Annotated in this window: 20 protein-coding genes; 8 read left to right on the top strand and 12 right to left on the bottom strand. The window is 71.5% G+C overall.

Going from position 1 to position 24681, the window contains the following annotated elements:
- Nucleotides 1-3: 3 nt before the first annotated feature.
- Nucleotides 4-3348, bottom strand: a complete 3345-nt coding sequence (locus tag ASD35_RS07755) for a S41 family peptidase (protein ID WP_056874283.1) — start codon at nt 3346-3348, stop codon at nt 4-6.
- 140 nt (nt 3349-3488) lie between these two features.
- Between ASD35_RS07755 and ASD35_RS07750 the strand changes: the two genes are divergently transcribed.
- The 5 genes from ASD35_RS07750 to ASD35_RS07730 all read left to right on the top strand — a co-directional run bounded on the left by ASD35_RS07750 (nt 3489) and on the right by ASD35_RS07730 (nt 10476).
- Complete coding sequence (locus tag ASD35_RS07750) at nt 3489-5021, top strand: DUF4331 domain-containing protein (RefSeq protein ID WP_056874282.1); 1533 nt, start codon at nt 3489-3491, stop codon at nt 5019-5021.
- Nucleotides 5022-5032: 11 nt separating this feature from the next.
- Complete coding sequence (locus ASD35_RS07745; protein WP_157275426.1) at nt 5033-5290, top strand: hypothetical protein; 258 nt, start codon at nt 5033-5035, stop codon at nt 5288-5290.
- The gene (locus ASD35_RS07740) at nt 5290-6435 is read left to right on the top strand and encodes a hypothetical protein (protein WP_056874280.1); all 1146 of its coding nucleotides are present in this window, start codon (nt 5290-5292) and stop codon (nt 6433-6435) included. Before ASD35_RS07745 ends, ASD35_RS07740 begins: the two co-directional genes overlap by 1 nt.
- Nucleotides 6432-7538: a HupE/UreJ family protein gene (locus ASD35_RS07735; RefSeq protein ID WP_056874279.1), complete on the top strand. Its 1107-nt coding sequence runs from the start codon at nt 6432-6434 to the stop codon at nt 7536-7538. The genes ASD35_RS07740 and ASD35_RS07735 overlap by 4 nt, the downstream gene beginning before the upstream one ends.
- Before the next feature lie 142 nt (nt 7539-7680).
- Entirely contained in the window at nt 7681-10476 is a 2796-nt protein-coding gene (locus ASD35_RS07730; RefSeq protein ID WP_056874278.1) for a penicillin acylase family protein, read from the top strand.
- 12 nt (nt 10477-10488) lie between these two features.
- Here the strand turns inward: ASD35_RS07730 and ASD35_RS07725 are convergent, their stop codons facing one another.
- The 3 genes from ASD35_RS07725 to ASD35_RS07715 all read right to left on the bottom strand — a co-directional run bounded on the left by ASD35_RS07725 (nt 10489) and on the right by ASD35_RS07715 (nt 12817).
- The gene (locus ASD35_RS07725) at nt 10489-10932 is read right to left on the bottom strand and encodes a VOC family protein (protein WP_056874277.1); all 444 of its coding nucleotides are present in this window, start codon (nt 10930-10932) and stop codon (nt 10489-10491) included.
- An 84-nt stretch (nt 10933-11016) separates the two neighbouring features.
- On the bottom strand, nt 11017-11871 hold the full coding sequence (locus ASD35_RS07720) for an AraC family transcriptional regulator (RefSeq protein ID WP_056874276.1): 855 nt from the start codon (nt 11869-11871) through the stop codon (nt 11017-11019).
- 46 nt (nt 11872-11917) lie between these two features.
- On the bottom strand, nt 11918-12817 hold the full coding sequence (locus ASD35_RS07715; protein ID WP_056874275.1) for a 5'-nucleotidase: 900 nt from the start codon (nt 12815-12817) through the stop codon (nt 11918-11920).
- A 217-nt stretch (nt 12818-13034) separates the two neighbouring features.
- Between ASD35_RS07715 and ASD35_RS07710 the strand changes: the two genes are divergently transcribed.
- The 3 genes from ASD35_RS07710 (at nt 13035) to ASD35_RS07700 (ending at nt 15315) form a co-directional block, all read left to right on the top strand.
- Nucleotides 13035-13871: an ABC transporter substrate-binding protein gene (locus ASD35_RS07710; RefSeq protein WP_056874274.1), complete on the top strand. Its 837-nt coding sequence runs from the start codon at nt 13035-13037 to the stop codon at nt 13869-13871.
- Between the two features lie 68 nt (nt 13872-13939).
- Nucleotides 13940-14641, top strand: coding sequence for an amino acid ABC transporter permease (locus ASD35_RS07705; RefSeq protein ID WP_056874273.1), 702 nt, complete (start codon nt 13940-13942; stop codon nt 14639-14641).
- Nucleotides 14638-15315: an amino acid ABC transporter permease gene (locus ASD35_RS07700; protein ID WP_056874272.1), complete on the top strand. Its 678-nt coding sequence runs from the start codon at nt 14638-14640 to the stop codon at nt 15313-15315. Before ASD35_RS07705 ends, ASD35_RS07700 begins: the two co-directional genes overlap by 4 nt.
- A 96-nt stretch (nt 15316-15411) precedes the next feature.
- On the opposite strand, the gene gspF is transcribed toward ASD35_RS07700, so the two are convergent.
- The 8 genes from gspF to ASD35_RS07660 form a co-directional block, all read right to left on the bottom strand.
- Nucleotides 15412-16623: a type II secretion system inner membrane protein GspF gene (gene gspF / locus ASD35_RS07695; protein WP_056874271.1), complete on the bottom strand. Its 1212-nt coding sequence runs from the start codon at nt 16621-16623 to the stop codon at nt 15412-15414.
- Nucleotides 16624-16636: 13 nt separating this feature from the next.
- On the bottom strand, nt 16637-18061 hold the full coding sequence (gene gspE, locus ASD35_RS07690; RefSeq protein ID WP_056874270.1) for a type II secretion system ATPase GspE: 1425 nt from the start codon (nt 18059-18061) through the stop codon (nt 16637-16639).
- Nucleotides 18062-18068: 7 nt separating this feature from the next.
- The gene (gene gspD / locus ASD35_RS07685) at nt 18069-20321 is read right to left on the bottom strand and encodes a type II secretion system secretin GspD (RefSeq protein ID WP_157275425.1); all 2253 of its coding nucleotides are present in this window, start codon (nt 20319-20321) and stop codon (nt 18069-18071) included.
- Between the two features lie 2 nt (nt 20322-20323).
- On the bottom strand, nt 20324-21205 hold the full coding sequence (gene gspN, locus ASD35_RS07680) for a type II secretion system protein N (protein ID WP_082579981.1): 882 nt from the start codon (nt 21203-21205) through the stop codon (nt 20324-20326).
- Nucleotides 21205-21732: a type II secretion system protein GspM gene (gene gspM, locus ASD35_RS07675; protein WP_082579980.1), complete on the bottom strand. Its 528-nt coding sequence runs from the start codon at nt 21730-21732 to the stop codon at nt 21205-21207. Before gspM ends, gspN begins: the two co-directional genes overlap by 1 nt.
- Nucleotides 21732-22988, bottom strand: a complete 1257-nt coding sequence (gspL, locus tag ASD35_RS07670; protein ID WP_056874268.1) for a type II secretion system protein GspL — start codon at nt 22986-22988, stop codon at nt 21732-21734. The genes gspM and gspL overlap by 1 nt, the downstream gene beginning before the upstream one ends.
- A gap of 94 nt (nt 22989-23082) precedes the next feature.
- Entirely contained in the window at nt 23083-24063 is a 981-nt protein-coding gene (gene gspK / locus ASD35_RS07665) for a type II secretion system minor pseudopilin GspK (protein ID WP_056874267.1), read from the bottom strand.
- The gene (locus tag ASD35_RS07660) at nt 24060-24680 is read right to left on the bottom strand and encodes a prepilin-type N-terminal cleavage/methylation domain-containing protein (RefSeq protein WP_056874266.1); all 621 of its coding nucleotides are present in this window, start codon (nt 24678-24680) and stop codon (nt 24060-24062) included. The genes gspK and ASD35_RS07660 overlap by 4 nt, the downstream gene beginning before the upstream one ends.
- Nucleotide 24681 lies beyond the last annotated feature (1 nt).

The raw sequence follows: 24681 nt of genomic DNA, 5'->3' as shown, positions 1-24681 counted from the left end.
TGCTTATGGCCTGACAGGTCGCGGATAGCTGCCGGGCTTGATGTTTTGCACTGGCTGCTCCGCGATGCGCCGCTGCAGCTCGGCAATCGCCGCGTCCAGCTGTGCGTCCTGCCCCATGGCCGTCGCGCGGGGCGGGTTGTCGACCTCGATGTCCGGCGTCACGCCGACGCCCTCGATGAGGAAGCGCCCTTCGGCATCCACCTGGCCGCTTTCGGCCGCCCGCATGATGCCGTTGTCGATGAGGCGGTTGCCGTCGGACAGCCAGACGCCCGCGCCGGAGCTGCGCTTGCCGATCACGGGCCCGAGCTTCAGGCGCTTGAAGCCTTCGGCGAAGGTCTCGCCGTCGCTGTAGGTGTCCTCGTTCATCAGCACCACCGTGTGGCCGCGGTAGACGTTCTGCATGTTGGCGTAGACGTCCGTGCCGCCGGGTGAGCGGGGCTGCCAGAAGGCCCAGCCGCGGCGCAGCAGCTTCTCGAGGATCCAGCTGTCGATGTTGCCGCCGTTGTTGTAGCGCACGTCGATGATGAGGCCGTCGCGGTCGCTGGCGGCGTAGAACTCGCGCACGAAGTCGGCGATGTCGGCCGGGCCCATCGCGCGCAGGTGCACGTAGCCGATGCGGCCCTGGCCGGCGCGCTCCACGGCGCGGGCGCGGCTGACGCGCCAGTCGTTGTAACGCAGCTGGTTCTCGCGCATCTGCGCCACCGGCGTGACGATGCGCTGCACGCTGCGCTCGCCCTGCTTCACGTCGATGAGCACCTGGCGGCCGGCCTGGCCGCGCAGCAGCTCCAGCAGGTGCGGCGCCTGCCCCGTCGGGCGGCCATTGATGGCCGTGATGACGTCGCCCACCTTGAGGCCCAGGCCCGGCGCGGCCAGCGGCGGTGCCTCGGCAGGCAGCTCGGGGTCGAAGGCGTAGATGGCGTCGATGCGCCAGCCGTCGGCCGTGCGCGAGAAGCGCCCGCCCAGCCCGCCCAGCGCCGGGTCGTCGCTGCCGGGGCGGACGTCGCCGGGGGCGACCTGGCTGTGCAGCGCGCCCAGCTCGGACACCATCTGCGCCATCAGCTCGGCCAGCTCGAAGCGGTCGGTCACGCGGTCCACCAGCGGCTCGTACTTGGCGCGCACGGCGGTCCAGTCGACGCCGTGCATGTCCTTGTCGTAGAAGTGGTCGCGGTGCATGCGCCAGGCGTCGGCAAACATCTGCCGCCATTCGGCACGCGGCTGGGTCGCGATCTGCCAGTCGGCCCAGCGCACCTGCTGCTTGCTCACGTCGGCGGGCAGCTTGGGCGCGGCGTCGACGATCAGCACCTCGGGCGCGCCCTGGCCCTGGTTGCGCATCAGCATCAGCTTCTTGCCGTCAGCGCTCAGCTCATAGCCGCGCACGTCGTGGGCCAGGATCTCCGCCGGGCCGCCCTGGTTGTCGATGCCGATGGACTTGAGGTGGCTCTTGCGGTCCAGGTCCTGGTCGAGGAACCACAGGCGCTTGCCGTCGGTGCGCAGCGCGCGGTAGCTGCCGGCCGGCACGGGCAGTTCGTACAGGCGGCCGGCGAGGCCTTCGAACTGGATGGCCGGCTTGCGCTTGGGCGCGGGCGGCTTCTTGTCCTCCGCCTTGTCCTTGTCGGGCTTGCGCTCGGTCGGTTCCTTGTCGGTGGCCTTGCGGTCCTCGGCGCGCTGCTCCTCGGCCTTCTTCTCGGTGGGCGACTCCAGCTCGTCCTTGGGTGCGAAGGGCGAGCGCAGGCCGGGCTGCAGCGCCAGCGCGTAGAGCTTGCTGCGAAAGCCGAAGAACGGCCCGGTGTTGCGGTCGCCCCAGGGGCTGCCATTGCCGGTCGTCGCGAAGTTGCGGCTGGAGGCGAAGTACAGCCACTGCCCGTCGGGGCTGAAGGCGGCGCCGTCGCTGTCGTAGCGGTCGCTCGTCAGCGTGTGCGTGCGGCCCTCGGCCACCTGATGCAGCTGCAGCTGGGTGCGGTCGGGGTGGCGCAGCGACAGCGTCCAGGCCAGCACCTGGCCGTCCGGGCTCCAGCGCTGCAGCTGCGGCGGTTCGCCCAGCCCGCTGCGGGCGATCTCGCGGGTATTGCCCGCCACCGGTGCCTTGAGGTCTGTCAGCCAGATGCGGCCTTCCTTGTCGGTGTGCGCCAGCCAGCGGCCATCGGGCGACGCCAGCAGGTCGCGGCGCTGCGTGGTGGCACCGCCGGTGAGGCGTTCGGGCTGGCCGGTGCCGTTGGCGGCGAAGCGCCAGATCTCGGTCTCGCCGCTGAAGTCGCAGATGGCAAAGACGCTCTTGCTGTCGGCGCTGAACTCGCCCTTGCGGCAGCGGCCGTCGGGTTGCTGCGGCAGCTCGGCGCGGCGCAGCGGGCCGACCCCCTGGGTCGCCAGGCGGCCGCGCGCGGCCAGCAGCACGCGCTCGCCGTTGGGCGCGAAGGCCGTGTCGGTCAGGAAGTCCTGCGGCTTCTTGATCCAGCGCTCGCGCTGCTGGTCGAAGTCGCCGCCCAGCGCGATGTCCAGCTTGCGCGGCGCGCCGGCCTGCGCCAGGTCCAGCAGGTAGAGGTCTGCGCCCAGCGCATAGACGACGCGGCTGCCGTCGATGGCCGCGTGGCGGATGTCCCAGCCCTTGTGCGTGGTGTGCTGGCGCAGGTCGCCGCCCTGCGCGTCGACCGACCACAGGTTGACCGTGCCGTCACGGTCGGACAGGAAGGCGATGCGCGCCTGGGCGCCGTCGCGGTAGGGCAGGGGGCGACGGTCGTTGTTGCCTTCGGCGATCAGCGGCCTGGCTTCGGCGTTGCCGGCCAGGTCCAGCGACCACAGCCGTGCGATCGCACCGCCGCGGTACTGGCGCGCGTTGTCGCCGCGCAGCCCGCTGCGGGTGAAGTAAAGGGTCTTGCCGTCCGCGCTCAACGCGGCGTCGCTGGCCTGGCCGACGGGGAGTTGGCGGCGCTGCCCGGTCTTCACGTCGAGCGCGAAGAGCTGGCTGCCTGGGCGGGCGTCCAGGCTGGTGTAGATGACCTCGCCCGCGGCGCTGAAGCCCCACACGCGCATGCCGCCGCCTTCCCACGTCAGGCGCTTGGGCGGGCCGCCGGTGACGGGCATCAGGTAGATCTCGGTGCCGCCGTCGTACTGCGCGGTGAAGGCCAGCCAGCGGCCGTCGGGCGACACGGCGGGCTGGCTTTCCAGCCCCGGGTGGGTGGTCAGCCGCTGCGCGTCGCCGCCGGCCAGGCCGACGCGCCAGAGGTCGCCCTCGGCAACCAGGTAGACCTGCTCGCCCTGGATGACGGGCTGGCGATAGAAGCCGGTGGTGCCAGCCCAGGCGCTTGTGACGCACAGGGCCGCGGTCAGTGCGGCAAGACTCGGACGGGGCATGCGTGATCTCCTCGAAGGGCCGCCATTGTGGTGCTAGGGGGGTGATGGGCGATTCGTCACGGCGGGCGGGTGAATCCAGGGGCGGCGGCGGCCCGTAGACCAACCGATGCCAAGCCGGCATCGCCTCACAGGATGCCCCCATGAATGCTCGACGGACCCGCAGCGCCCTGGCCGTGGCGCTGCTGTGCATCGCTTGCGGCGCGCAGGCGTCCAGCCATCGCGAAGCGCCCTTCATCACCACCGTGCCCAAGGTCGATGCGACGGACTTCTACATGTTCCGCAGCTACGAGGCCGGCCGCGACGGCATGGTCACGCTGATTGCCAACTACCTGCCGCTGCAGGACGGCTACGGCGGCCCCAACTACTTCTCGATGGACCCGAACGCGCTGTACGAGATCCACATCGACAACAGCGGCGACGCCAAGGAGGACATCAGCTTCCAGTTCCGCTTCAAGAACAAGCTGTCCAACAACGGCGCCGGCACCAGCTTGAGCATCGGCGGCAAGCAGGTCGGCATCCCGCTGATCCAGAGCGGCGCGGTGTCCAACGTGAAGGACGCCAACCTGCAGGTCAACGAGAGCTACACCGTCACCGTCGTGCGCGGCGACCGCCGCGGCGGCACGGCGCAGGCCGTGGCCCATGCCACCAGCGGCGCGACCACCTTCGACAAGCCGGTCGACAACATCGGCAAGAAGACCATCGCCGACTACGCGGCCTATGCGGCCCAGCATGTCCACCCGGTCAACATCCCCGGCTGCAGCACGCCGGCCAAGGTCTTCGTCGGCCAGCGGCAGGACCCGTTCGCCGTCAACCTGGGCACCATCTTCGACCTCGTCAACGCGCCCGTCTCGGTCATCACCGACCCCGCGCTGATCAATGCCGCGCCCAACACCGTCGGCGACAAGAACGTCACCACGCTGGCGCTGGAAATCCACAAGGACTGCCTGAAGGCGGCGGGCAGCGACGTCATCGGCGGCTGGACGACGGCCAGCCTGCGCCAGGGCCGGCTGCTGGACCCCAAGCCCGCCAGCGGCCACCAGACGGCCGAGAAGGCCGGCGGCGCCTGGGTGCAGGTGTCGCGCCTGGGCATGCCGCTGGTCAACGAGGTCGTCATCGGCCTGAAGGACAAGGACAAGTTCAACAGCGCCAAACCCAAGGACGACGCGCAGTTCGCCGACTATGTGACGAACCCGACGCTGCCCGCGCTGCTGGAGATCGCGCTGGCCCTGCCCAACACGGCGCCCACCAACTTCCCGCGCAACGACCTGGTCACGACTTTCCTGACCGGCATCAAGGGCGTCAACCAACCGGCCACCGTCACGCCGTCGGAGATGCTGCGGCTGAACACGGCGATCGCACCCGTGGCCTTCGCTCAGCAGAACCGTCTGGGCATCGTCGGCAACATCCTCGCCGGCGGCAGCGACAACGCCGGCTACCCCAACGGCCGCCGACCCAAGGACGACGTCGTCGACATCTCGCTGGTGGCCGTGATGGGCGGGCTGTGCGTGGCCAACGGCGACACCGACAAGCTCGGCTTCGGCGCCGCCTGCAAACCCAGCGCGGTGCCGCTGGGCGCCACCGCCTTCAAGCTGCATGACGCGGTGGACCAGGCCGTCGTGCCGCTGCTCGCCGCCTTCCCCTACCTCAACACGCCCATCCCGGGCACGAAGTGAAGGAGGCCGCCATGAAGAGCCGCAAGACCGCTGCCCTCGTCACCGGCGCTGCCCTCGTGCTGGCTGCCTGCGGCGGTGGGGACGACGACGCCCACACACCACCCCCGCCACCCGTGGCCACCGCAGTGCCCGACAGCGCCGTGGCCTCGTCCACCGCGCTGGTGGGCTACCTCAAGGGCCAGCAGGCCGATGACGAGACCTCGGAGGCGCTGACGCTGCCGTCCGTGGACGTGTCGGCCAGCGAGACCGAAGAGCCGCAAGCCTTGTGATGCGCGCTCTCGCGTTGCTGCTCACGCTGCCGCTGGCAGTCGCAGCGGGGCCCTTCGTGCCGCGGGACGACGCCGAGATCGTGCAGCGCCTGCCTTATCGCGTGGACGCCGCGGAGCGCCAGCGCCGCGCGGCCCTGGCACGCGACCCGGCGCAGCTGCCGCTCGCCGCCGCCACGGCACGCGCGGCCCTGCAGCGCGCCCGCGTGCACGGCGACCCGCGCGAGCTGGGCGTGGCGCAGGCGGCGCTGGCACCTTGGTGGCAGCTGGCCGACGCACCGGCCGAGGCGGTGCTGCTGCGCGCCCGCGTGCTGCAGGCGCGCCACGAGTTCGATGCCGCGCAGGCCGACTTGCGCCGCTTGCTCGCGCGCGGCGACCTGACGCCACAGGACCGCGCCCAGGCGCTGCTCGATGCCGCGGCCTTGCACCAGCTGCGCGGCGAGCTGCCCGAGGCACGGGCGCGCTGCGAGCCCCTGCAGCCGCTGGCTGCGCTGCCGGCCGCGGCCTGCCTGGCGGAGCTGGACAGCCTGTCCGGCAAGGCCACGTCTGCCGCGCGCACGCTGGCCGGCCTGAGCCCCGGCCGCACCGTCCCGCCGTGGCTGGCGCTGATGCGCGCCGAGCTGGCAGAGCGCCTCGGCGACGAGGCCGCGGCGCCGGGCCTGTACCGCACCGCGCTGGCCGGCGCGGACGCGGTCTACACCCGCGCCGCGTTGGCGGACTGGCTGCTGGCCCGCCGCCGTGCGGCCGCGGCGCTGGCCCTCGTGGAGGACAGCCCCGATGCCGAGGCCGACGCGCTGCTGCTGCGCCGTGTCATCGCGCTGCGCCAGCTGGGCCGCGATGCCGCCATGCCCACGGCCCTGCTGCGCGAACGCCTGGCCGCCGTCGAGCGCCGCGAGCCCGGCAGGCATGCGCGCGAGCAGGCCCGCTTCGCGCTCGATGTGGCCGCGGACCCGCGCGAGGCCTTGCGCCTGGCGCGCCTGAACTGGACGTTGCAACGCGAGCCGGCCGATGCGCTGCTGCTGCTGCGCGCCGCGCTGGCCGCCGGCAGGGACGGCGACGCGACGCGCCGCGAGCTTGCCGCCACGTTGCGCGACAAGGGCTGGCAGGATGCGCGCCTCGCCACTCTCGACCGGAGCTTTGCGCCTTGATCCGCCTTCTGCTGTGGCTGTCGCTGCTGCTGGGCGCCGCAGCCCACGCCCACCAGGCCAGCGATGCCTACCTCGTCTATCGCGTGGAGGGTGCCGCCGTCGAGCAGCGCCTGGACATCGCGCTGCTCGACCTCGACCGCGACCTGGGCCTGGATGCCGACGGTGACGGCACGCTCAGCTGGGGCGAGGTGCGCAGCCGCTGGCCCGACATCGAGGCGCTGGCCGACGCCGGTGTGCGCTTCACGGCCGATGGCACCGCCTGTTCGCGCGGGGAGCGCACGCCGCCACAGCTCGACCCGCACAGCGATGGCATGCACGCCGTCCTCGTCAGTCGCTGGCACTGCCCGGCCGCCGTCGCTGAGCTGGCGATCGACTACCGCCTGTTCGCCGCCACCGACGCGGCGCACCGCGGCCTGGCCCGGCTCGTCGGCTCGGCCGGCGAGCCGCTGCTGCTGACGCCGGGCGCCGGCCCGCAGCGCCTGGCGCTGGACAGCCGCGACCTGGGCGGCTTCGTCGTCGAAGGCATGGCGCACATCGCCAGCGGCCTGGACCATGTGCTCTTCCTCGTCACGCTGCTGCTGGTGGCCGTGTGGCGCCGCGACGGCCACGGCTGGGCGCCGCGCAGCAGCGCCCGCTGCGCGCTGGCCGAAACCCTCAAGCTCGTCACCGCCTTCACGCTGGCCCACTCGGTCACGCTCGGCCTGGCCGCCAGCGGCGCGCTCGCACCGCCCGAGGCGGCCGTCGAATCCCTGATCGCGCTGACCGTGCTGCTGGCCGCGCTGGACAACATCCGCCCCTTCATGCCCGGGCCGCGCTGGCTCACCGTCGGCCTGTTCGGCCTGGTGCACGGCATCGGCTTCGCCGGGCCGTTGAAGGACCTGGGCCTGCGCGGCGCGGAACTGGTGCTGCCGCTGCTGGGCTTCAACGTGGGCGTCGAGCTCGGCCAGCTGGTGGTGGTGGCGCTGCTGCTGCCGCTGGCACTGGCGCTGCGCTCGGCCGCGGTCTACCGGCGCGCCGTCGTGCCCGGCGGGTCGGGCGCCATCGCGGTGCTGGCGCTGGTGTGGTGCGTGGAGCGCAGCCTGGCCCTGCAGTTGCCGCCCTGAAGCGGTGGGTGCGGCCTCGAACGATGCCCTGCGCGTGTCGGCGACAGGTCGATCCAATCCTAGGGGGGCTCGGTGTCTACCCGTATGCCCGATGGCATCCGCAGGCAGATAGTGGGCCGGTCACAGCCCACAGGAGTTCCCCATGCATCGTCACCTGACCGCCTTCGCGCTCTGCCTGGGCGCTTCGTTGGCACAGGCCCAGGGCGCGGGCGACCCGACGCAGCAGCTCGCCGGCCTGAGCGCGCCGGTGCAGCTCACGCGCGACCGCAGCGGCATCGTCCATGTGCAGGCGCGCAGCGAGGCCGACCTGTGGTTCATGCAGGGCTATGTGCATGCCCGCGACCGGCTCTACCAGATGGACGAGTACCGCCGCACCGCCAGCGGCACCTTGGCCGAGCTGCTGGGCCCCGGCGCGCTGGCATCCGACGTGCAGTTCCGCACCCTCGGCCTGCGCCGCGCGGCGGAGCGCTCGCTGGCCGCGCTGTCGCCTGAGGCGCGCGCCGCGCTGGAGGCCTACGCGCGCGGCGTGAACGCCTATGTCGCCACCCGGCCGCTGCCGCTGCAATACGGCGCGCTGGAGCTGACGCGCTTCGCGCCGTGGACGCCGCTGGACAGCGTCGTCATCGGCAAGCTGTTCGCCGCCGACCTCTCGCTGCAGACCGACATCGACAGCACGCTCGCGCTCGGCGCCTACCAGCAGGCCGGCGCGGTGGCCGGCTTCGACGGCCGCGCGCTGTACTTCGAGGACCTGAACCGCGCCGCGCCCTTCGACACCGCCGCGACGCTGCCCGACGCGCAGCAGCGCCGCCCGCAGCCGGGTGCCGGGGCCGGCATTGCACGCACCGCCGAGCCGGCCGGCGTGGGCGACGTGGCCCTGCGGCTCGCGCAACGCTGGCGCGAGCAGTGGCGCCAGGTGCCGGCGCTGCGCGGCGTCATGAACCGTCATGAGCGCGCCGGCTCCAACCTGTGGGCCGTCAGCGGCCGCCTGACCGACAGCGGCCGGCCGCTGCTCGCCAACGACAAGCACCTGCAGCTCAGTGCGCCGGGCGTCTGGTATCCCATCGGCCTGACCCTCACCGGCCCGCGCGGGCTGCGCTTGGTGGGCGACAGCTTCGCCGGTGTGCCAGCCGTGCTGGGCGGCTACAACCAGCACCTCGCGTGGGGCAGCACCAACACGCTGTTCGACGTGACCGACACCTACCAGGAGCAATTGGTGCCCGACGCCGCCTCGCCCAGCGGGCTGAGCAGCGTCTACCAGGGCCGGCTGGAGCCCGTCATCCCCATCCCCGAGACCTACCGCGCCAACCAGCCCGGCGACGGCCGGCCGGACAACCTCGTCACGATGCCCTCGGGTGGCGCGTTGCCGGCGGCGACCCTCATCGTGCCGCGCCACGGCCCCATCGTGCAGTTCGACGCCGCCACCGGCACGGCGCTCAGCCTGCAGTGGGCCGGCGCGGCGGCCACGCGCGAGGTGGACACGGTCTTGCGCTTCGCGCGCGCCACCAGCCTGGACGACTTCAAGGCCGCGCTGCAGTTCTTCGACGTGGGCTCGCAGAACTGGGTCGTGGCCGACGGGCGCGGCGACATCGGCTACTTCACCAGCGGCGAGGTGCCGGTGCGCGAGGACTTGCAGGCCGGCAGCGTGGCCGGCCTGCCGCCGGACTTCATCCGCAACGGCCAGGGCGGCAACGAGTGGGCGCCGGTGCGCAACCCGCAGCCGCAGCAGGCGCTGCCCTTCGAGGTGTTGCCGTTCGCGGAGCTGCCGCAGATCGTCAACCCGCCGGCCGGCTTCTTCGTCAACGCGAACAACGAGCCGCTCGGCGTCACGCACGACAACAACCCGCTGAACACCCTGAGGCCCGGCGGCGGCATCTTCTACCTCGCCTACACCTTCAACGATCCCACCGGCCTGCGCGCCGGGCAGATCACCGACCGGCTCAAGGACCTGCTGTCACGCCGCCGTGCGCGCTTCGAGGACATGCAGGCCATCCAGGCCGACACGACGCTGCGTGACGCGCCGGTGCTGCTGCCTCATCTGCTGAACGCGGTCGACCGCGCCCGCCGCCCCGGCGCGCTGCCGGCGCTGGCCGCCCTCGTCAGCCAGCCCGGCGTGGCCGAGGCCCAGGCCCGCCTGCGCGGCTGGGACTTCAGCAGCCCGACCGGCCTCACCGAAGGCTGGGACGCCGGCAAGCCCGCTGGCGCGCCGCCGAGCGCCGCCAGCGTGCGCGCGTCGGTCGCCGCGACCATCTACACGCTGTGGCGTGGCCGGCTCATCGCCAACAGCATCGACCGCGTCGTCGGCGGTGCCGGCCTGCCGGTGCCCGATGCCGTGCATGTGATGAGCGCGCTGCGCCACCTGCTGGAGAGCTTCCCGCAGCGCGGCGGCCGCGGGGTGTCGGGCGTGGATTTCTTCCCCGTGCCCGGCGTCGCGTCCGCCGAGGACCGCCGCGACCTCGTGCTGCTGCAAAGCCTGGCCGACGCGCTGGCCCTGGCTGCGAGCGATGCCTTCAAGCCCGCGTTCGGCGGCGCCACCGCCCAGGCCGACTGGCGCTGGGGCAAGCTGCACCGCGTCGTGCTAAGCAGCAACCTGGGCGGGCCTTTCACCATCCCGCCGGGCGGCGGGGCGGTGCCGGCACCGCTGCCGGGGCTGGACGGCATCCCGGTGGACGGCGGCTTCAACACGGTGGACGCCGCCTCCTTCGACCCGCGGGCCGCCACGCCGGATGCCTTCATCTTCCGCCACGGTCCGTCCCAGCGCCTCGTCGCAGAGGTCGCGCCCATGGGTACCTCGCGCGTGGAGAACGTCTGGCCGGGTGGCCTCAGCGAGCAGCCCGGCACGCCGACGTACGAGCGCTACCTCCAGCGCTGGCTGGCGAACGACGCGGTGCCGCTGCGGCTGGACGGCCAGGTCGAGGCGGTGGAACGCTACCGGCCCTGAGGGCAGGGCGCGTCAGCCGGTCATCAGGGCCGTGTAGCGCCGCTGCATTTCCTCGGGCGTCAGCTTTTCGATCGAATGGCCCAGCAGCCAGGCGTGGCCGAAAGGGTCACGCAGCCGGCAGGAACGTTCGCCGTAGAACTGGTCGGTGGGCGGCATCGTCATCGTCGCCCCCGCGGCCACCGCCCGCGCCGCCATCGCGTCGGCGTCGTCGACATGCAGGTGGATGGTGCAGCCGGTGAACTGGTCCCCCTGCGGGCCGACCATGCCGTATTCGGGGAACTCGTCGCACACCATCAGCACGACGGGGCCGAGTTGCAGCTCGACATGGCCGATGCGGCCCGAGGGCTCGACGAGGCGGAACAGTTCGGTCGCCCCGAACGCCTGCTGGTAGAAGGCGACGGCGGCCTTGGCGTCGCGCACCATCAGGTACGGGAACACCTCGTGGATTTCGTTCATGGCAACGGCTCCTGAGGGCAAGCGGCAACGGGCCGCGGTGACCGCAGCGTAGGGCGCCCGGGCGGCGGCTGTATTGGACTTTTTTCAGTCGCGTTCTGCACCGCCACGGACCGGCCGAGGCGCGTCCAGCACGGCCACGTGGGTCGGCTGGTCCGCCTGCACCGGCTGGTAGGCGCCCGGCGCCATGCCCGTCAGCTGCCGGAACTCGCGGATGAGGTGCGACTGGTCGGCGTAGCCGCCGCCGGCGGCGACCTGCGCCCAGTCGCGCGGGCCGCAGCGCGCGAGGGTGGGTAGCAGCACGCCCAGGCGCAGCACGCGGGCGTAGCGCTTGGGCGTGAGGCCCACTGCCTGCTCGAAGCGGCGGATGAACTGCGCCGGCGCGCAGCCGCTGGCGCGCTGCACCGGTGCCACCCGGGCACTGGCCGGGTCGGCGTGGAACGCCGTGAGGGCAAACCGGGCCAGCGGGTCGATGGGCCGGGAGCCCTCCAGACGCGCCATCAGGCCGTCGTGCAGCAGGCGCAGTGCCTGTTGCGGCGATGCGGCAGCCTGCAGGCGCTCGCGCAGCGTGCGGGCCGAGTGGCCCCACAGGTCTTCCAGCAGCTCGGTGCGGTTGCGCAGCGCCGGCAAGGCGCCGCCGAAGAAGGCCGCCGCGCCGGCTGGCGTGAAGTGCACGCCGACGACGGCCGACGGCCCCTCGGTGCCGCGCAGGCCGAAGCGGTCGAACGGGCCCTGCACGATGGCGCCATGCAGCCGCCGGGCGACGTCGCCCTGCTCGCCGTCGTAGCGGACGAGGCAGTCCTGCAGCAGCGGCACGACGATGTCGGCACAGCCCGTGGGCAGGCTGCGCTCGCGCGTGTGCGGCAGGGCGCCGCGGGCGCTGTACCAGAGGCAGTCCACATAGGCGGCCAGCGGTTCGACGGGGCGTTGGCTGAGGAACATGCGTGTGCTTTCAGCCCGATGCGACGCCCGGGCAAGGCGCCATCTGCTACAGCGCCGCAATGCCCGCCGCCACCTGGCCGGCTGGCACGTGAAGCGCGGCGCTTTCGACATGACCCACCTGGTCGTCGAAGAAGAAGTCCGGCTCGAACTCGCGCAGGAACTCGCCCTTGGCCAAGCCGCCAAGGAACATCGCCTCGTCGACCTCGATCTGCCAGTTCATCAGCGTGCGGATGGCGCGCTCATGCGCCGGCGCGCTGCGCGCGGTGACCAGCGCGGTGCGCACCTTCATGCCGCCGCCGGGCGCGTGCTGCAGGCGCTGCAGCGCGGCCAGCACCGGCTTGAAGGGCCCGGCCGGCAGGGGCAGGTGCGCGCGGCTGCTCTCGTGCTCGCGGAAGGCGGCGAGGCCGTCGCGCTGGTAGATCTGTTCAGCCTCGTCCGAGAACAGCACCGCGTCGCCATCGAAGGCGATGCGCAGCTCCCGCGGGTGCGCGGCCGACGCACGCGCGGCGTCGGGCATCACGCGCGCTGCGGCCACGCCGGCCGCCAGCGCCTGGCGCACATCGGCCTCGTTGGCCGACAGGAACAGCTGGGCCGCCAGCGGCTTCAGGTAGCGCCAGGGCGAAGCGCCGCGCGTGAACACGCCGCGCTCGATGGCCAGGCCGTAATGCTTGGCCGAGCGGAACACCCGCATGCCGGAGATCGGGTCGTTGCGCGACAGCACGACGACCTCGACCTGCGGCGCGCCGCCCCCGGCGTTGAAGGCCAGCAGCTTCTGCACCAGCGAGAAGGCCACGCCGGGCGGGGCGGGCTGGTCGAGGCGCTGTTGCTGCAAGGCCATGTAGGCATGGTCGTCGCCGGCCTCGAAGATCAGGTTCTCGGCCTCGAAATCGAAGAGCGCGCGCGACGAGATCGCGACGACGAGTTGACCGGTGAGCGTGGCTGGCATGGCCGTCGATGATAGGGGCCGACTCGCATCCAACGCGTGTCGACCGGCGCGGCGTACGGCCCGCCGAGGCTTGCACGGCGAGCTACTGCTTCCATCGCTGGCCGGTGAGGCGTAGGGGCAGGCGATTGGTTGCTGCACAAGCAAATGCGGAAAGCGTCGTTCCCACGGCCTTATGCGGTTCCTAGCATTCGGCCACGTTGTTTCAACAGGAACCCCGATGCGCTTTTCCCGCCTCCTCTTCGTCCAGGCGCTCCTCGCCTCCAGCCTCTTCGCCACCCAGGCCGCGCGGGCCGACCAGCTCGACGACATCAAGAAGAAGGGCGAGCTCGTCGTCGGCGTGCTCGGCACCGACGAGCCCAACAGCTTCATCGACCCTAAGACGCGCGAAATCATCGGCTACGAGGTCGACCTGGCCCGCGCCATCGCCACCCGGCTGGGCGTGAAGCTCCAGGTCAAGCAGCTCGCCGTCGCCGCGCGCATCCCGGAGCTGCAGCAAGGGCATGTCGACCTGCTGGCGGCGTCCCTCACGCACAACAAGGAGCGCGAGGCCGTCATCGACTTCTCGCTGACCACCTTCGTCACCGGCCAGAAGGTGCTGGTCAAGGCCGACAGCGGCATCCAGGACCTGGCTGCGCTCTCCGGCAAGAAGGTCGTCACCATCAAGGGCGGTACCCAGGAGCCCAACATCCGCAAGGCCGTGCCCGGCGTCGACGTGGTCACCTTCGACACCGGCCCGCAGGCCTTCCAGGCGCTGCAACAGGGCAAGGGGGTCGCGTTCGTCAACGACGAGGTCTCGCTGCTGGACCAGCACGCCAAGCTCGGTGCGGCGGCAAGCCAGTACCGCATCCTGGCGCAGAACATCAGCGTCGAGCCGCTGGCCATCGGCATCCGCAAGGGCGAGAAGCGCCTGAAGGCGGAAGTGGACGGCGTGCTCAGCAGCCTGGAGAAGGCGGGCGAGGCCGACAGGCTGTTCGTCAAGTGGTACGGGCCGGACACGCGGCTGAAGTTCCCCAAGCGCACCTTCAAGATCGACAGCGACAGGGTTGAGAGCTAAACAGCTGTTTGCGCTGACCGCGGCCGCTGCCTCACGAGGGCGGCGGCTGCTTTTTTGCCGGACTCTCCATGCCCGTCCTGTCCTTTGCCCCGTTGTTGCACGGGGATTACCTCGCCTGGCTGCTCGCCGGCCTGCGGCTGTCGCTGCTGCTGACCGGCCTGACGCTGCTGACCGCCCTGCCGCTGGCCATCGCCGTGGCGCTGCTGCGCCTGTCGCCCTGGGCGCCGCTGCGTGCCGCCGGCGAAGGCTATGTCGAGGCGGTGCGCTGCGTGCCGCTGCTGGTGCACATGCTGTTCTGGTACTTCGGCGTGCCGGAGCTGCTGCCGGCGGGCATCAAGGCGGCCGTCTATGCCGGCGACATCGAGATCTTCAGCGCCTGGGCCGCGCTGACGCTGTACACGGCGGCCTACATGTCCGAGGACATCCGCTCCGGCGTGCGCGCGGTGCCGGGCGCGCAGCTGGACGCCGCCCGCGCCCTGGGCTTCAGCCATCTCGCCGCCCTGCGCCTCATCGTGCTGCCGCAGGCGCTGCGCATCACGCTGCCGCCGCTGCTGTCGCAGACGCTGAACCTGTGGAAGAACACCAGCATCGCCACCGTCATCGGCGCGGCCGAGCTGATGACGCAGGCGCAGCGTGTGGAGTCGGCAAGCTTTCGTGGCTTCGAGACGTTTGCGCTGGTGACCGTGGCTTATCTGTCGGTGTCACTGGTGCTGACGGTGCTGGCGCACTGGGCCCAGCGCGTCGCCTCGCCGCAGGGCGCGCGGCGATGAAGGAGCTGATCGAGACCTACTGGCTCTACGTCCTGGTCGGCCAGTACCCGCATGGGCCGCTGGGCGGCCTGGCGCTGACCGTGCTGCTGGCCACGCTGGGCCTGGTGCTGGCGCTGCCTCTGGGCATCCTGCTGGGCATCGCCCGCTTCAGCCCCGACCGCTGGCTGCGCCTGCCGGTGACCGGCTGGGTGTGGGGGGTGCGCGGCACGCCGCTGCTGATGGTGGTGTTCTGGGCCTACTTCTTCCTGCCCACGGTGACCGGCCACAAGACCGACCAGTTCAGCACCATGCTGGTCGCGCTCATCCTCTTCGATTCGGCGTATCTCGCCGAGATCGTGCACGCCGGCCTGCAGGCGCTGCCGCGCGGGCAACTGCAGGCGGCGATGTCGCTGGGCCTGACGCGGGGCCAGGCGCTGCGTTCCATCCTGCTGCCCCAGGCGCTGCGCCACATGCTGCCGTCGCTGATCAACCAGTTCGTGGCGACCATCAAGGAGACGTCGCTGGGCACCATCATCGGTCTGTCGGAACTGAGCTTCATCGCCAACCAGATCAACGCCCAGGTGCTGGTCAAGCCGGTCGAGATCTACCTGACGCTGGCCGGCTGCTACTTCGTCATGTGTTTTGGCCTGACGCGCATCGCCAAGCTGCTGGAACGATGTATCGCCGCGACGTAGTGCCTTACACCCAGCGACCGCCGTGGATCCGGCTTTGCCGGTCCACCAGCGGTGCCCCCTTGAGGGGGCCGCAGCTGTGCTGCGGTAGGGGGTGGTCTATTTCACCCAGGTGTTCAACTGGATGATCGGCAGCAGCACCGCGAGCACGATCAGCAGCACGACGGCGCCCATCGCGACGATGAGCAGCGGTTCCAGCAGCGTGGCCGCCGCCATGGAGCGGCGCTGCACCTCGACCGCCAGCTGGCGCGCGGCGCGGCCCAGCATCTCGGGCAGCTGGCCGGTCTGTTCGCCCAGCCGGGCGAACATCGCCAGGATGCCCGGGAAGCGCTTCTTGCCGGCCAGCGCCGAGCCCAGCGGCGCCCCTTCGCGCACCTGCGTGAGCGCGTCCAGCGCATCGGCCTGCATCGCGCGGTTGGACAGCGTCTCGGCCGCTGCCTGCAGCGCCTTCAGGATGGGCACGCCGGCACCGGCCAGCATGGCCAGCGTGCCGGCGAAGCGTGCCGCGTTGTAGCCGCGGGCGAGGCGCCCGATCAACGGCAGGCCGAGGACGGCGGCGTCGAAGCGCAGCCGGAAGGCACGCGCCTTCAGTGCCTGGCGCAGCACCAGCCCGCCGGCCACCAACGCGCCGAGCATCGCCCAGCCCCAGGTGCGCACGAAGTCGCTGATGGCCAGCATCGCCACCGTCAGCATCGGCAGCGCGCGCTTGGAGCTGGTGAACACCGTCGCGATCTGCGGCACCACGTAGGTGACGAGGAAGATGACGATGAACACCGAGATGAGAGACACGATCGCCGGGTACGCCATGGCGCCGACGAGCTTGGCCTTGAGGTCCTGGCGCTCTTCCAGGTCGTCGGCCAGCTTCTCCAGCACCTGGCCCAGCGCGCCGCTTTGCTCACCGGCAGCGACCACGCCGCGGTAGACGTCGTCGAACTCGCGTGGCGCCGTGGCCAGCGCGCGGGCGAAGGCCGAGCCGGCGTTGACCTCCGCCTTGAGCTGGCTGATGAGCTCGCGCTGCTTGGTGTCCTCGCTCTCGTCGGCCAGCGCGGTCAGCGCGCGCTCGATGGGCAGGCCCGAGCCCACCAGGCCGGCGAGCTGGCGTGTCCAGACCGCCAGCGCCGTGGCGTTGAAGACCCGGCGCGTGAAGCGGCTGCCCTCCTGCGCGCCATGCTGCTGCACCGTCTCGATGGACAGCGGCGTCAGGCCCAGCGTGCGCACCGCGGCGCGCGCCGCACGCGGGTTGTCGGCTTCGATCAGGCCGCTGCTCTGGCGGCCGGATTCGGACAGGGCTTCGTATTTGTAGGCGGGCACGTCGGGTCAGCGCCTATTCACGGGTCACGCGCAGCACTTCTTCGAGCGATGTGACGCCGGACTGGATCAGCCGGTCGCCATCCTCGCGCATGGAGCGCAGGCCGTTGGCCTCGGCCGCAGCCTGCAGCTGGCTTTCGGCCGCACGGTTGTGGATGAGGCTGCGCACCGTGTCGTCGGCCACCATCAGCTCGTAGACGCCGGTGCGACCCTTGTAGCCCGTGTGGCCGCAGGCGTCGCAGCCGACCGGATGCCAGCGGCCATGGTCGTCCTGGGTCTTGCAGACGGGGCACAGGCGTCGCACCAGCCGCTGGGCCAGCACGCCGAGCAGCGAGGACGACAGCAGGAAGGGCTCCACACCCATGTCGGTCAGCCGCGTGACGGCGCTGGGCGCGTCGTTGGTGTGCAGCGTGGCCAGCACCAGGTGGCCCGTCAGCGACGCCTGGATGGCAATCTGCGCGGTCTCGTAGTCGCGGATCTCGCCGATCATGATGACGTCCGGGTCCTGGCGCAGGATGGCGCGCAGCGCCTTGGCGAAGGTCAGGTCGATCTTGCTGTTGACCTGGGTCTGGCCGATGCCGGGCAGCTCGTACTCGATCGGGTCCTCAACGGTCAGCACGTTGGTCGTGGCGGTGTCGACGGTCTGCAGCGAGGCGTACAGCGAGGTCGTCTTGCCCGAGCCGGTCGGGCCGGTGACCAGCACGATGCCGTGCGGCTGCTGCACGAGCTTCTTGAACGCGGCCAGCACGTCGCCGTCCATGCCCAGGCCTTCGAGCGTGAACTTCGATTCGCTCTTGTCCAGCAGGCGCAGCACGGCGCGCTCGCCATGGGCCGATGGCAGCGTGGACACGCGCACGTCGATGGCGCGGCCACCGATGCGCAGCGAAATGCGACCGTCCTGCGGCAGGCGCTTCTCGGCGATGTCGAGCTCGGCCATGATCTTCAGCCGTGAGATCAGCGCCGCGTGCAATGCGCGGTTGGGCTGCACGACCTCGCGCAGCGTGCCGTCGACGCGGAAGCGCACCGACGACGACCGCTCGTAGGGCTCGATGTGGATGTCGCTCGCGCCGTCCTTGGCCGCCTGCGTCAGCAGCGCATTGAGCATGCGGATGATGGGCGCGTCGTTGGCAGCCTCCAGCAGGTCCTCCACGGCCGGCAGGTCCTGCATCATGCGCGACAGGTCCACGGCGCTCTCGACCTCGCCGACGACCGTGGCCGCGCTCGATTCGCTGCCGGCGTAGGCGGCGTTGATGCGCTCGGTCAGCGAGTCGGCGGCCTCGGACTCGAGGCGGTCCACGGTGTACAGGCGCTGCACTTCCGACAGCGTGGCCCAGCCCACTTCGGGCGAGGCCCACAGCGTCAGCGCACTGCCGTCGTCCTCGAGCAGCACGCGGTTCGCCCGGGCAAAGGCATAGGGCAGGGGGTGGCGGTTGGCGGCCATGGGTCCGTCACTGCGGCGGTTGTTGCGGAGCGGAAGCAGGAGAAGGCGGTGGCTGCAGGGACGGCTGCGGCAAGGCCTTGGTGGGCGGCGAGATCGTGGGCTCCGGCAGCACCGGCGCGCCGGTGTCGGGCAGCAGCAGGCGCTGCTCCGGCTGGCTGGCCTCCTGCACGGCGCGGATGCTGCGGTAGCGGTCCAGCGTCAGTTCATTGCCGCTTTGCGCATTGCGCATGACGACCGGACGGAGGAAGACCATCAGGTTGGTCTTCACGCGGCGGCGGTTCTCGCTCTTGAAGAGGTTGCCCAGCAGCGGGATCTTGGACAGGCCCGGCACGCCGTCGCCGCCGTCGGTGTACTCGTCCTTCAGCAGGCCGCCCAGCACGATCAGGTCGCCGTCCTCGACGACGACGTTGGTCTCGATGGCGCTCTTGTCCAGCGTCGGGCCGTTGGTGCCGGTGCTGCCCGGCACGACCGAGGAGTTCTCCTGGTAGACCACCATGCGCACGGTGCCGCCTTCACCGATCTGGCTCTTGATCTTCAGCGTCAGGCCGACGTCCTTGCGGTCCACGGTCTGGAAGGGATTGACGGTGCCGCCGGCCGCCGACGTGGCGGCGTAGGAGCCGGTCACGAAGGGCACGTTCTGGCCGATGACGATGCGCGCTTCCTCGTTGTCCAGCGACACGATGTTGGGCGTGGACAGCACGTTGGCGCCGCTCTGGCTCTCGAAGAAGTTGGCCACGGCGCCCAGTGTGTAGAAACTGCCGAACTTCTTCAGCACGCCGATGTTCAGGCCCTGCGGCGCCGAGCCGTTGCTCAGCGCGGATGTCACACCGCTGCGACCGCCGGCCACCGCGCCGGTGGCATTGATGATGTTGGCCAGGCCGGAACCGAAATTGGTGCCGGCGCCGGTGATCGAGCTGTCGCCGCTGTTGCCGAACAAGTTCTGCCACTGGATGCCGAACTGGGCGGACTTGCTGTTGTCGATCTTGACGATCAGCGACTCGACGTAGACCTGTGCGCGGCGGCCATCCAGCTGCTCGATGACCGCGCGCACCTGACGGTACAGCGGCTCGGCGGCGGTGATGATCAGCGAGTTGGTCGTCGGGTCGGCCTGCACGAAACCGCCGGTGGACGGGCCGGCCGAGGCCGCCAGCGGCGACGTCGCGGCGGTGGAGATGCCGCCCGCCGTGCTGCCCGTGCCGCCGGCCGTGCTGTTGCTGCCCAGCGTCGTGCCGGAGGCGCCGAAGGTGCTGCCGGTGCCGCTGAAGCCGCCGCTGCTGGACGATGACGAAGAGCTGCCGCCGCCCGCGCTGGACGACGAGCCGGCGCCGAAGGCGGCGCGCAGCACGGCCGCCAGCTTGGTGGCATCGGCGTTCTTCAGGTAGACGACGCGGATGTTGTTGCCGCCGTCGGTGCCGGGCTGGTCGAGCTTGTCGACCATGGAACGCACGGCGGCCAGGCGCGCCGGGTTGCTGGCACGCAGGATGAGGCCGTTGGAGCGCGGGTCCACCAGCACGTTGACGGCGCTGCTGCTCTGGCCCGGCACGGGGGCGCCGCCGGTGGCTTGGCCGCCGTCGGCCAGGCGCTGCACCAGCGGTGCGAGGTCGGCCGCGACGGCGTGCTTCAGCGGCACGATCTCGATGTCGCTGGTGCCCGGCGTGTCCATCGCCGCGATGATCTTGCCGATGCGCTGCAGGTTGTCGGCGTAGTCGGTGATGACCAGGCTGTTATTACCCGGGTTGGCGTTGATGGTGTTGTTGGGGCTAATCAGCGGGCGCAGCACGGCGACGAGGTTGTTCGCGTTCTCGTGCTGGATGCGGAAGATCTGGGTCAGGATCTGGTCGCCGCGCGCATTGCTGGTCTCGACGGCCACCGAGCCGGCCTGCAGCTTGGCGTCGGGTTCGGGCAGCACCTTCAGGAAGCCGGCGGTCTCCACGACGGTGAAGCCCAGGCCGCGCAGCGCGGCCAGGTAGTTGCGGTAGGCCTCGGCCACCGAAACCGGTTGTTCGCTGTAGACCGTGATCGTGCCCTTGACGCGCGGGTCGATGATGATCTGGCGGTTCAGCATGACGCCGATGGCGCGTGTGACGGCCTCGATGTCGGCGTTGACGAAGTTCAGCGTGACCGGTGAGCTGGCCCGCACGGCCGGGCCCTTGGCGGCGTTCGGTCGGGCGCGTTGCACGGTGGCGTTGTCGGGCTGCGCGAGCGCGCTGCCGGCGAGCAGCAGCGCGGCGATCGCCGTGGCGGTGCGTTGGAGATTCATGATCATCCGATCGTCAAGACGGAGCGCGCCCCTTGGCGGCGTCCGATGATGTTCAGCAGGTTGTTCAGCGCTTCCTCGCGGCCCGGCGCGGCGCCGGCCTCACCGGTGAAGCGGCCCTTGCCGCCGCTGCTGAGCGTACCCACGCCGGACAGCTGCAGCGCGCCTTCCAGCGTCGACAGGCGCAGCGTGCTGACGCCAGGGTTGGCAGCGTCGGCGTTCAGGCTGAGGCGGTAGCTGCCCAGCGGCGCGACGGTGGACACACGCGAGGACAGGTTGAGCAGGTCCAGGTGCAGCTCGCCGAACTGCAGCCAGCGGCCCTGCACCCAATGCAGCCTCAGCTCACGCGCCGACAGGCGCAGGGAGCCGCCGAGCTGGAGCGTGTTCCACGGTGTGCCCAGGCCCGACAGCAGGCCGGCAGGCAGGCGGGCCAGCCAGTCGGCACGGTTGTCGACGCTGAGCTGCAGCTGGCCGAAGCCGGGCTTGATGCCGATCAGCAGGTCGCCGTTGATGCAGCAGTCCTGCCGGGCCGCGAGCTGCAGGCCCAGGCCCTTGAGGCTCATGCGCCAGCGCAGCCGGCCCGGCAGGGCAGCGGCATCGCGGCTGCCCGGGCCCCCGGTCAGCACGAGGATGCCCGAGCCGTCCCAGATGCTGCCGCGGGTGTCGACGATGAGCAGGTGCTCGCTGGTCGCCGAGGCCAGTGCGCGCGCCAGCCAGCTGGCCGGCGCGAACAGGATGAACGCGCCGATGAGGCCGATCAGTGCGCCGGCGATGCTCCAGCGCCGCGACAACCCGTGCCGCACCGAGCGGCTGCCGTGGACGCCGCCGAAGACGGACTCCTGCACGGTCGTCAGCGGGGGCGGAGCCTTCTTCTTGAACCAGGCCATCAGACCTCTCCCAGGCTGAGGACGATGCTGCCGGAGTAGCCATTGGGGCCACGGGTCAGCTGCGCTTCGATGGGGCGGGCGCGCGCCGCGGACCGCACCTCGCCGAGGAAGCCCTGCAGGGCCGGCGTCGAGATGCCATTGAGTGCGACGACGGCACGGTCGCCGGTCAGCGTCAGGCGGGCGACTGCGCCGAGATGGTCGACCGAAGCCTTCAGCGCCGCCTGCGCCTGCGCGGGCGGCACCGTCGGCGCGGCCCGCAGCGTGCGGGCCTCCTGGGCCTGGGCCTGCATCTGCTGCAGTTGCAGCTCCAGGGACTCGAGTTCGGCGGGTGCCGTCTTCAGCGTGCGCAGGGCCGGGCCCAGCAGCAGGGCCCAGGCCAGCGTCAGCCCCAGCAGCACGCCGATGCTGGCGACGGCCAGGCGTTCCCGCTCGCCGAGGGACTGCCACTGGCCCAGTGCCTGGGCGCGGGCATGGCGCAGCTGGGCGGCCAGGCCGTCGCCGCTGGTGGAGGTGTTGAAGCGGACCATCAGCGGCCTCCTTGGGCGCTGGCGCGGCTGACGGTCAGCTTGCCTTCGCTGGCGTCCAGCCGCCAGCCGTCGCTCTGCAATTGGGTGCGGAAGTTGTCGACCTGCGGCTGGCTCCAACCCTGGGCCGACACGGTGAGGCGGCCGGGCTCGAAGGCCAGCGCCTCGGCGGGCGGGCGGTCCGACGGCCAGGCGGTGGCGGCGGCACCGAGCAGGGCTTCCAGGTCTTGCTCGCCGACGCTGCCGGCGCTGGCGCGCAGCAGGTCGAGCTGCTTTTGCATCTGCACCGGTGCATCCAGGATGGCACGCACCTGCGGGAAGGCGCCCGTCAAGGTGGCCGTGATGGCCGTGCGGCGCGCGGCCAGCTCGCGGTTCTGGTGCCAGGCCCACAGGTTCAGGCCGATGAGCTGCACGACGAGCAGGGCGGCCAGGCCGTAGCGCGCCGGCTGCCAGGGCTTGCGCATCAGCGCGCGGCTGACGAGCCGCAGGGCGCGCACACCGCGGGCGCGCGGCGCGAGGTCGAACTGGCGCAGGTTCCAGGCGTTGTCGATGACGGCCAGTGCGCGCTGGGCCGGCGTCTGTACGCTGACCGTCGTACCCAGCCAGCGCTCGGCCGTCGTGGCAATGCCGGGCGTGGCCGTCCACTGCGCCGCGTGCACGAGGCCGGGGGGAAAGAACTGGCGCGCCAGGCCACCCTGCAGGGGCAGCGTGGCGACGCCGTCGCTGTGACTCCAGCGCAGGGCGACGCCATCTTCCCCGGGCCCGTTCGCTTCGAAGAAATGGCCGCGCGGCAGTTCGTCCGGCCACGACAGCGGCGCGACGCGGTCGACGAAGACATGGGCCGCGTCAAGGTGCGCCAGATGCTCGGCGAGCCAGGCGCGCGACGTGATGGCGACCCACGCGGTGTCGCCCCCGACCGCGTCGGGCTCCAGCGCGAAGTGCAGCAGCTCGGGATCGTCGAGCACCAGTTCCTCGAGCTTGCCGGCCAGCGCCGCGCGCATCTGCCGGCCAGCGCGGGGCAGGTCGACGCAGCGCCAGCTGATGTCCGATTCGGCGACGAGGGCGATGACGCTGTCCGCGGCCGGCAGGCCGGCGGCGAGCGAGCGGCCTTCCGAGCTGACCTGGCGGCCGTCGGGCGTCAGCGCCCAGTCGTACTCGCGCGGCGCGCCAGCGCGTGTCAGGTCCGCCGCCGCGGGCGCGGCTCGGCCCAGGGCGCGCAGGCGCGTCCGGGGGGGCAGGAACAGCAGCAGGGTACTCATAGGGGCAGGCAGGCGCGGCGCATTCTAGGAGGGGGCTGAGGCGTTGACGGCTTGAATCAAAGACTTGCGGTGCGGATCTGTTGCAGCCGTCATTTCAGCGGTCGATCAGCTGGTTGATGCGCTCGCGCGCCAGCACGACCACCGTGAGGCCCTGGCGCTCGATCAGCGAGCGCTGCTCCAGCTGGCGTTCGTCCAGGCGCAAGCGGCCGGTGATGATGAAAAAGGATGAATCCACCGAGGCGCGGCCGGCGGCGATCTGCACGGTGGCGGGCAGGAAGGCGGCGGCGTCCGCCGTGTTCTGCAGCGGCCGGCCCTTGCGGTTTTGCACCAGGCGCTCGGCGTCGGCCAGCGTGACGCCATCGAACAGCGCCGCGATGACCTCCCGCGGGGCGGTGTTCAGGTTGACCGGCGTGGGTTTGGGCAGCAGCACGACATAAGGCTGCAGGCGAGCCAGCGTGTCCGCATCGAGCCCCAGCCAGCTGAGCTGGTCGAGCCCGGCGGGCTGCAGTGGGCCGCTCTCGACGTCCGACGCGCTGCTGGACGGCGCACTGGCGCCGCTGGCCGGCGCGGGGAAGGCCGCACGCAGGCCGTTGATGATGACCGCAGCGGTGCCCGGCGGCGCGTTGACCTGGTTGCACAAGCGCTCCAGCACGCGCTGCTCCTGTTCGGGCACCTGGGCGCCGCCGAGCAGCGCGCGCAGGTTGTAGTGGCTCTGCGCGTCCTCGATGCTGCCGGACAGGAAGGCCTCGGGGCCTTCGTCGTTGCTCGCGGCGGCGTTGTCGGCGGCCAGGAAGGTCGACAGCCGCGCCTCGGCCAGCGGCACGGACCACGGCTCGCCGAGGTGGTCGACGGGCTTGTTGCGGTTGCCCTTGGCATCCTCCTGCAGGATGAGCCGCGCCCAGTCCAGCGCACCCTGCAGGATCCAGGTGCTTTGCGCACGGGCGCGGTCGGCCGCCTCGGTCTGCACGGCGCGGTACTGCTGCCAGACCATGCCGGCCGCGAGGCTGGCGATCAGCGTGACGATGATCATCGCGGTCAGCAGGGCTGCGCCTTGTTGGTCACGGCGGGCGGTCATCGCACGGTCACCTCCAGCTCGCGTGTCAGCGTGCCCACCATGCCGCTGCCCTCGGCGAACTGCATGGTGATGCGCAGGCCCGAGGGCGGCTGCGAGACGGCATTGGGGTTGACCGGGCCGGCGTTGGATGCGTTGCCGGTGGACTGGCAGTTGCTCCAGGCGTTGCCCCAGAAGCAGTGGAACTGCCAGGCCGCCACGCCGTCGAAGGCGCGCAGCGCCGGATTGCGCTGGGCCAACTGCTGGAGGCCGCGCTGGCGCTGGTCTTCCAGGTCCTGCACGGTGCGCAGGGCCGGGCTTTCCCAGCGCCACAGGCTGCCCTCGCGCAGGCTCCAGACGACGACCTGCAGGCCGGCGGGAGCCTGGCGCGTCAGTACCAGGTTGCCGCCGTCGAAGGACACCGGCTCGACGATGCTGTGGCTGTTCTGTACGGCGCGCAGGTCGACCTCCCACTGCGCCAGCACGGTCTGCAGCCGCGCCGTCTGCGCCAGCCGCACCTGCGCGATCTCGCGGCTGCGCATCAGTGCGTCGATGCCACGCCAGGCCATGCCGGCCATCGTCGCCATGACGACGAGGGCGACCAGCACTTCGACGAGGGTGAAGCCGCGGCTGCTGCGCATC

The sequence above is a fragment of the Pelomonas sp. Root1444 genome, from assembly GCF_001426885.1.
In the GTDB taxonomy this organism is placed as follows: Bacteria; Pseudomonadota; Gammaproteobacteria; order Burkholderiales; family Burkholderiaceae_C; genus Pelomonas.
This window is presented reverse-complemented; position numbering and strand designations above follow the sequence as displayed.

Excerpts from the sequence above, each read along its gene's own strand:
- ASD35_RS07755 (WP_056874283.1), bottom strand. The coding sequence starts at position 3,348 with ATGCCCCGTCCGAGTCTTGCCGCACTGACCGCGGCCCTGTGCGTCACA.
- ASD35_RS07750 (WP_056874282.1), top strand. The coding sequence starts at position 3,489 with ATGAATGCTCGACGGACCCGCAGCGCCCTGGCCGTGGCGCTGCTGTGC.
- ASD35_RS07745 (WP_157275426.1), top strand. The coding sequence starts at position 5,033 with ATGAAGAGCCGCAAGACCGCTGCCCTCGTCACCGGCGCTGCCCTCGTG.
- ASD35_RS07740 (WP_056874280.1), top strand. The coding sequence starts at position 5,290 with ATGCGCGCTCTCGCGTTGCTGCTCACGCTGCCGCTGGCAGTCGCAGCG.
- ASD35_RS07730 (WP_056874278.1), top strand. The coding sequence starts at position 7,681 with ATGCATCGTCACCTGACCGCCTTCGCGCTCTGCCTGGGCGCTTCGTTG.
- ASD35_RS07725 (WP_056874277.1), bottom strand. The coding sequence starts at position 10,932 with ATGAACGAAATCCACGAGGTGTTCCCGTACCTGATGGTGCGCGACGCC.
- ASD35_RS07720 (WP_056874276.1), bottom strand. The coding sequence starts at position 11,871 with ATGTTCCTCAGCCAACGCCCCGTCGAACCGCTGGCCGCCTATGTGGAC.
- ASD35_RS07715 (WP_056874275.1), bottom strand. The coding sequence starts at position 12,817 with ATGCCAGCCACGCTCACCGGTCAACTCGTCGTCGCGATCTCGTCGCGC.
- ASD35_RS07710 (WP_056874274.1), top strand. The coding sequence starts at position 13,035 with ATGCGCTTTTCCCGCCTCCTCTTCGTCCAGGCGCTCCTCGCCTCCAGC.
- ASD35_RS07705 (WP_056874273.1), top strand. The coding sequence starts at position 13,940 with ATGCCCGTCCTGTCCTTTGCCCCGTTGTTGCACGGGGATTACCTCGCC.
- ASD35_RS07700 (WP_056874272.1), top strand. The coding sequence starts at position 14,638 with ATGAAGGAGCTGATCGAGACCTACTGGCTCTACGTCCTGGTCGGCCAG.
- gspE (WP_056874270.1), bottom strand. The coding sequence starts at position 18,061 with ATGGCCGCCAACCGCCACCCCCTGCCCTATGCCTTTGCCCGGGCGAAC.
- gspD (WP_157275425.1), bottom strand. The coding sequence starts at position 20,321 with ATGAATCTCCAACGCACCGCCACGGCGATCGCCGCGCTGCTGCTCGCC.
- gspN (WP_082579981.1), bottom strand. The coding sequence starts at position 21,205 with ATGGCCTGGTTCAAGAAGAAGGCTCCGCCCCCGCTGACGACCGTGCAG.
- gspM (WP_082579980.1), bottom strand. The coding sequence starts at position 21,732 with ATGGTCCGCTTCAACACCTCCACCAGCGGCGACGGCCTGGCCGCCCAG.
- gspL (WP_056874268.1), bottom strand. The coding sequence starts at position 22,988 with ATGAGTACCCTGCTGCTGTTCCTGCCCCCCCGGACGCGCCTGCGCGCC.
- gspK (WP_056874267.1), bottom strand. The coding sequence starts at position 24,063 with ATGACCGCCCGCCGTGACCAACAAGGCGCAGCCCTGCTGACCGCGATG.
- ASD35_RS07660 (WP_056874266.1), bottom strand. The coding sequence starts at position 24,680 with ATGCGCAGCAGCCGCGGCTTCACCCTCGTCGAAGTGCTGGTCGCCCTC.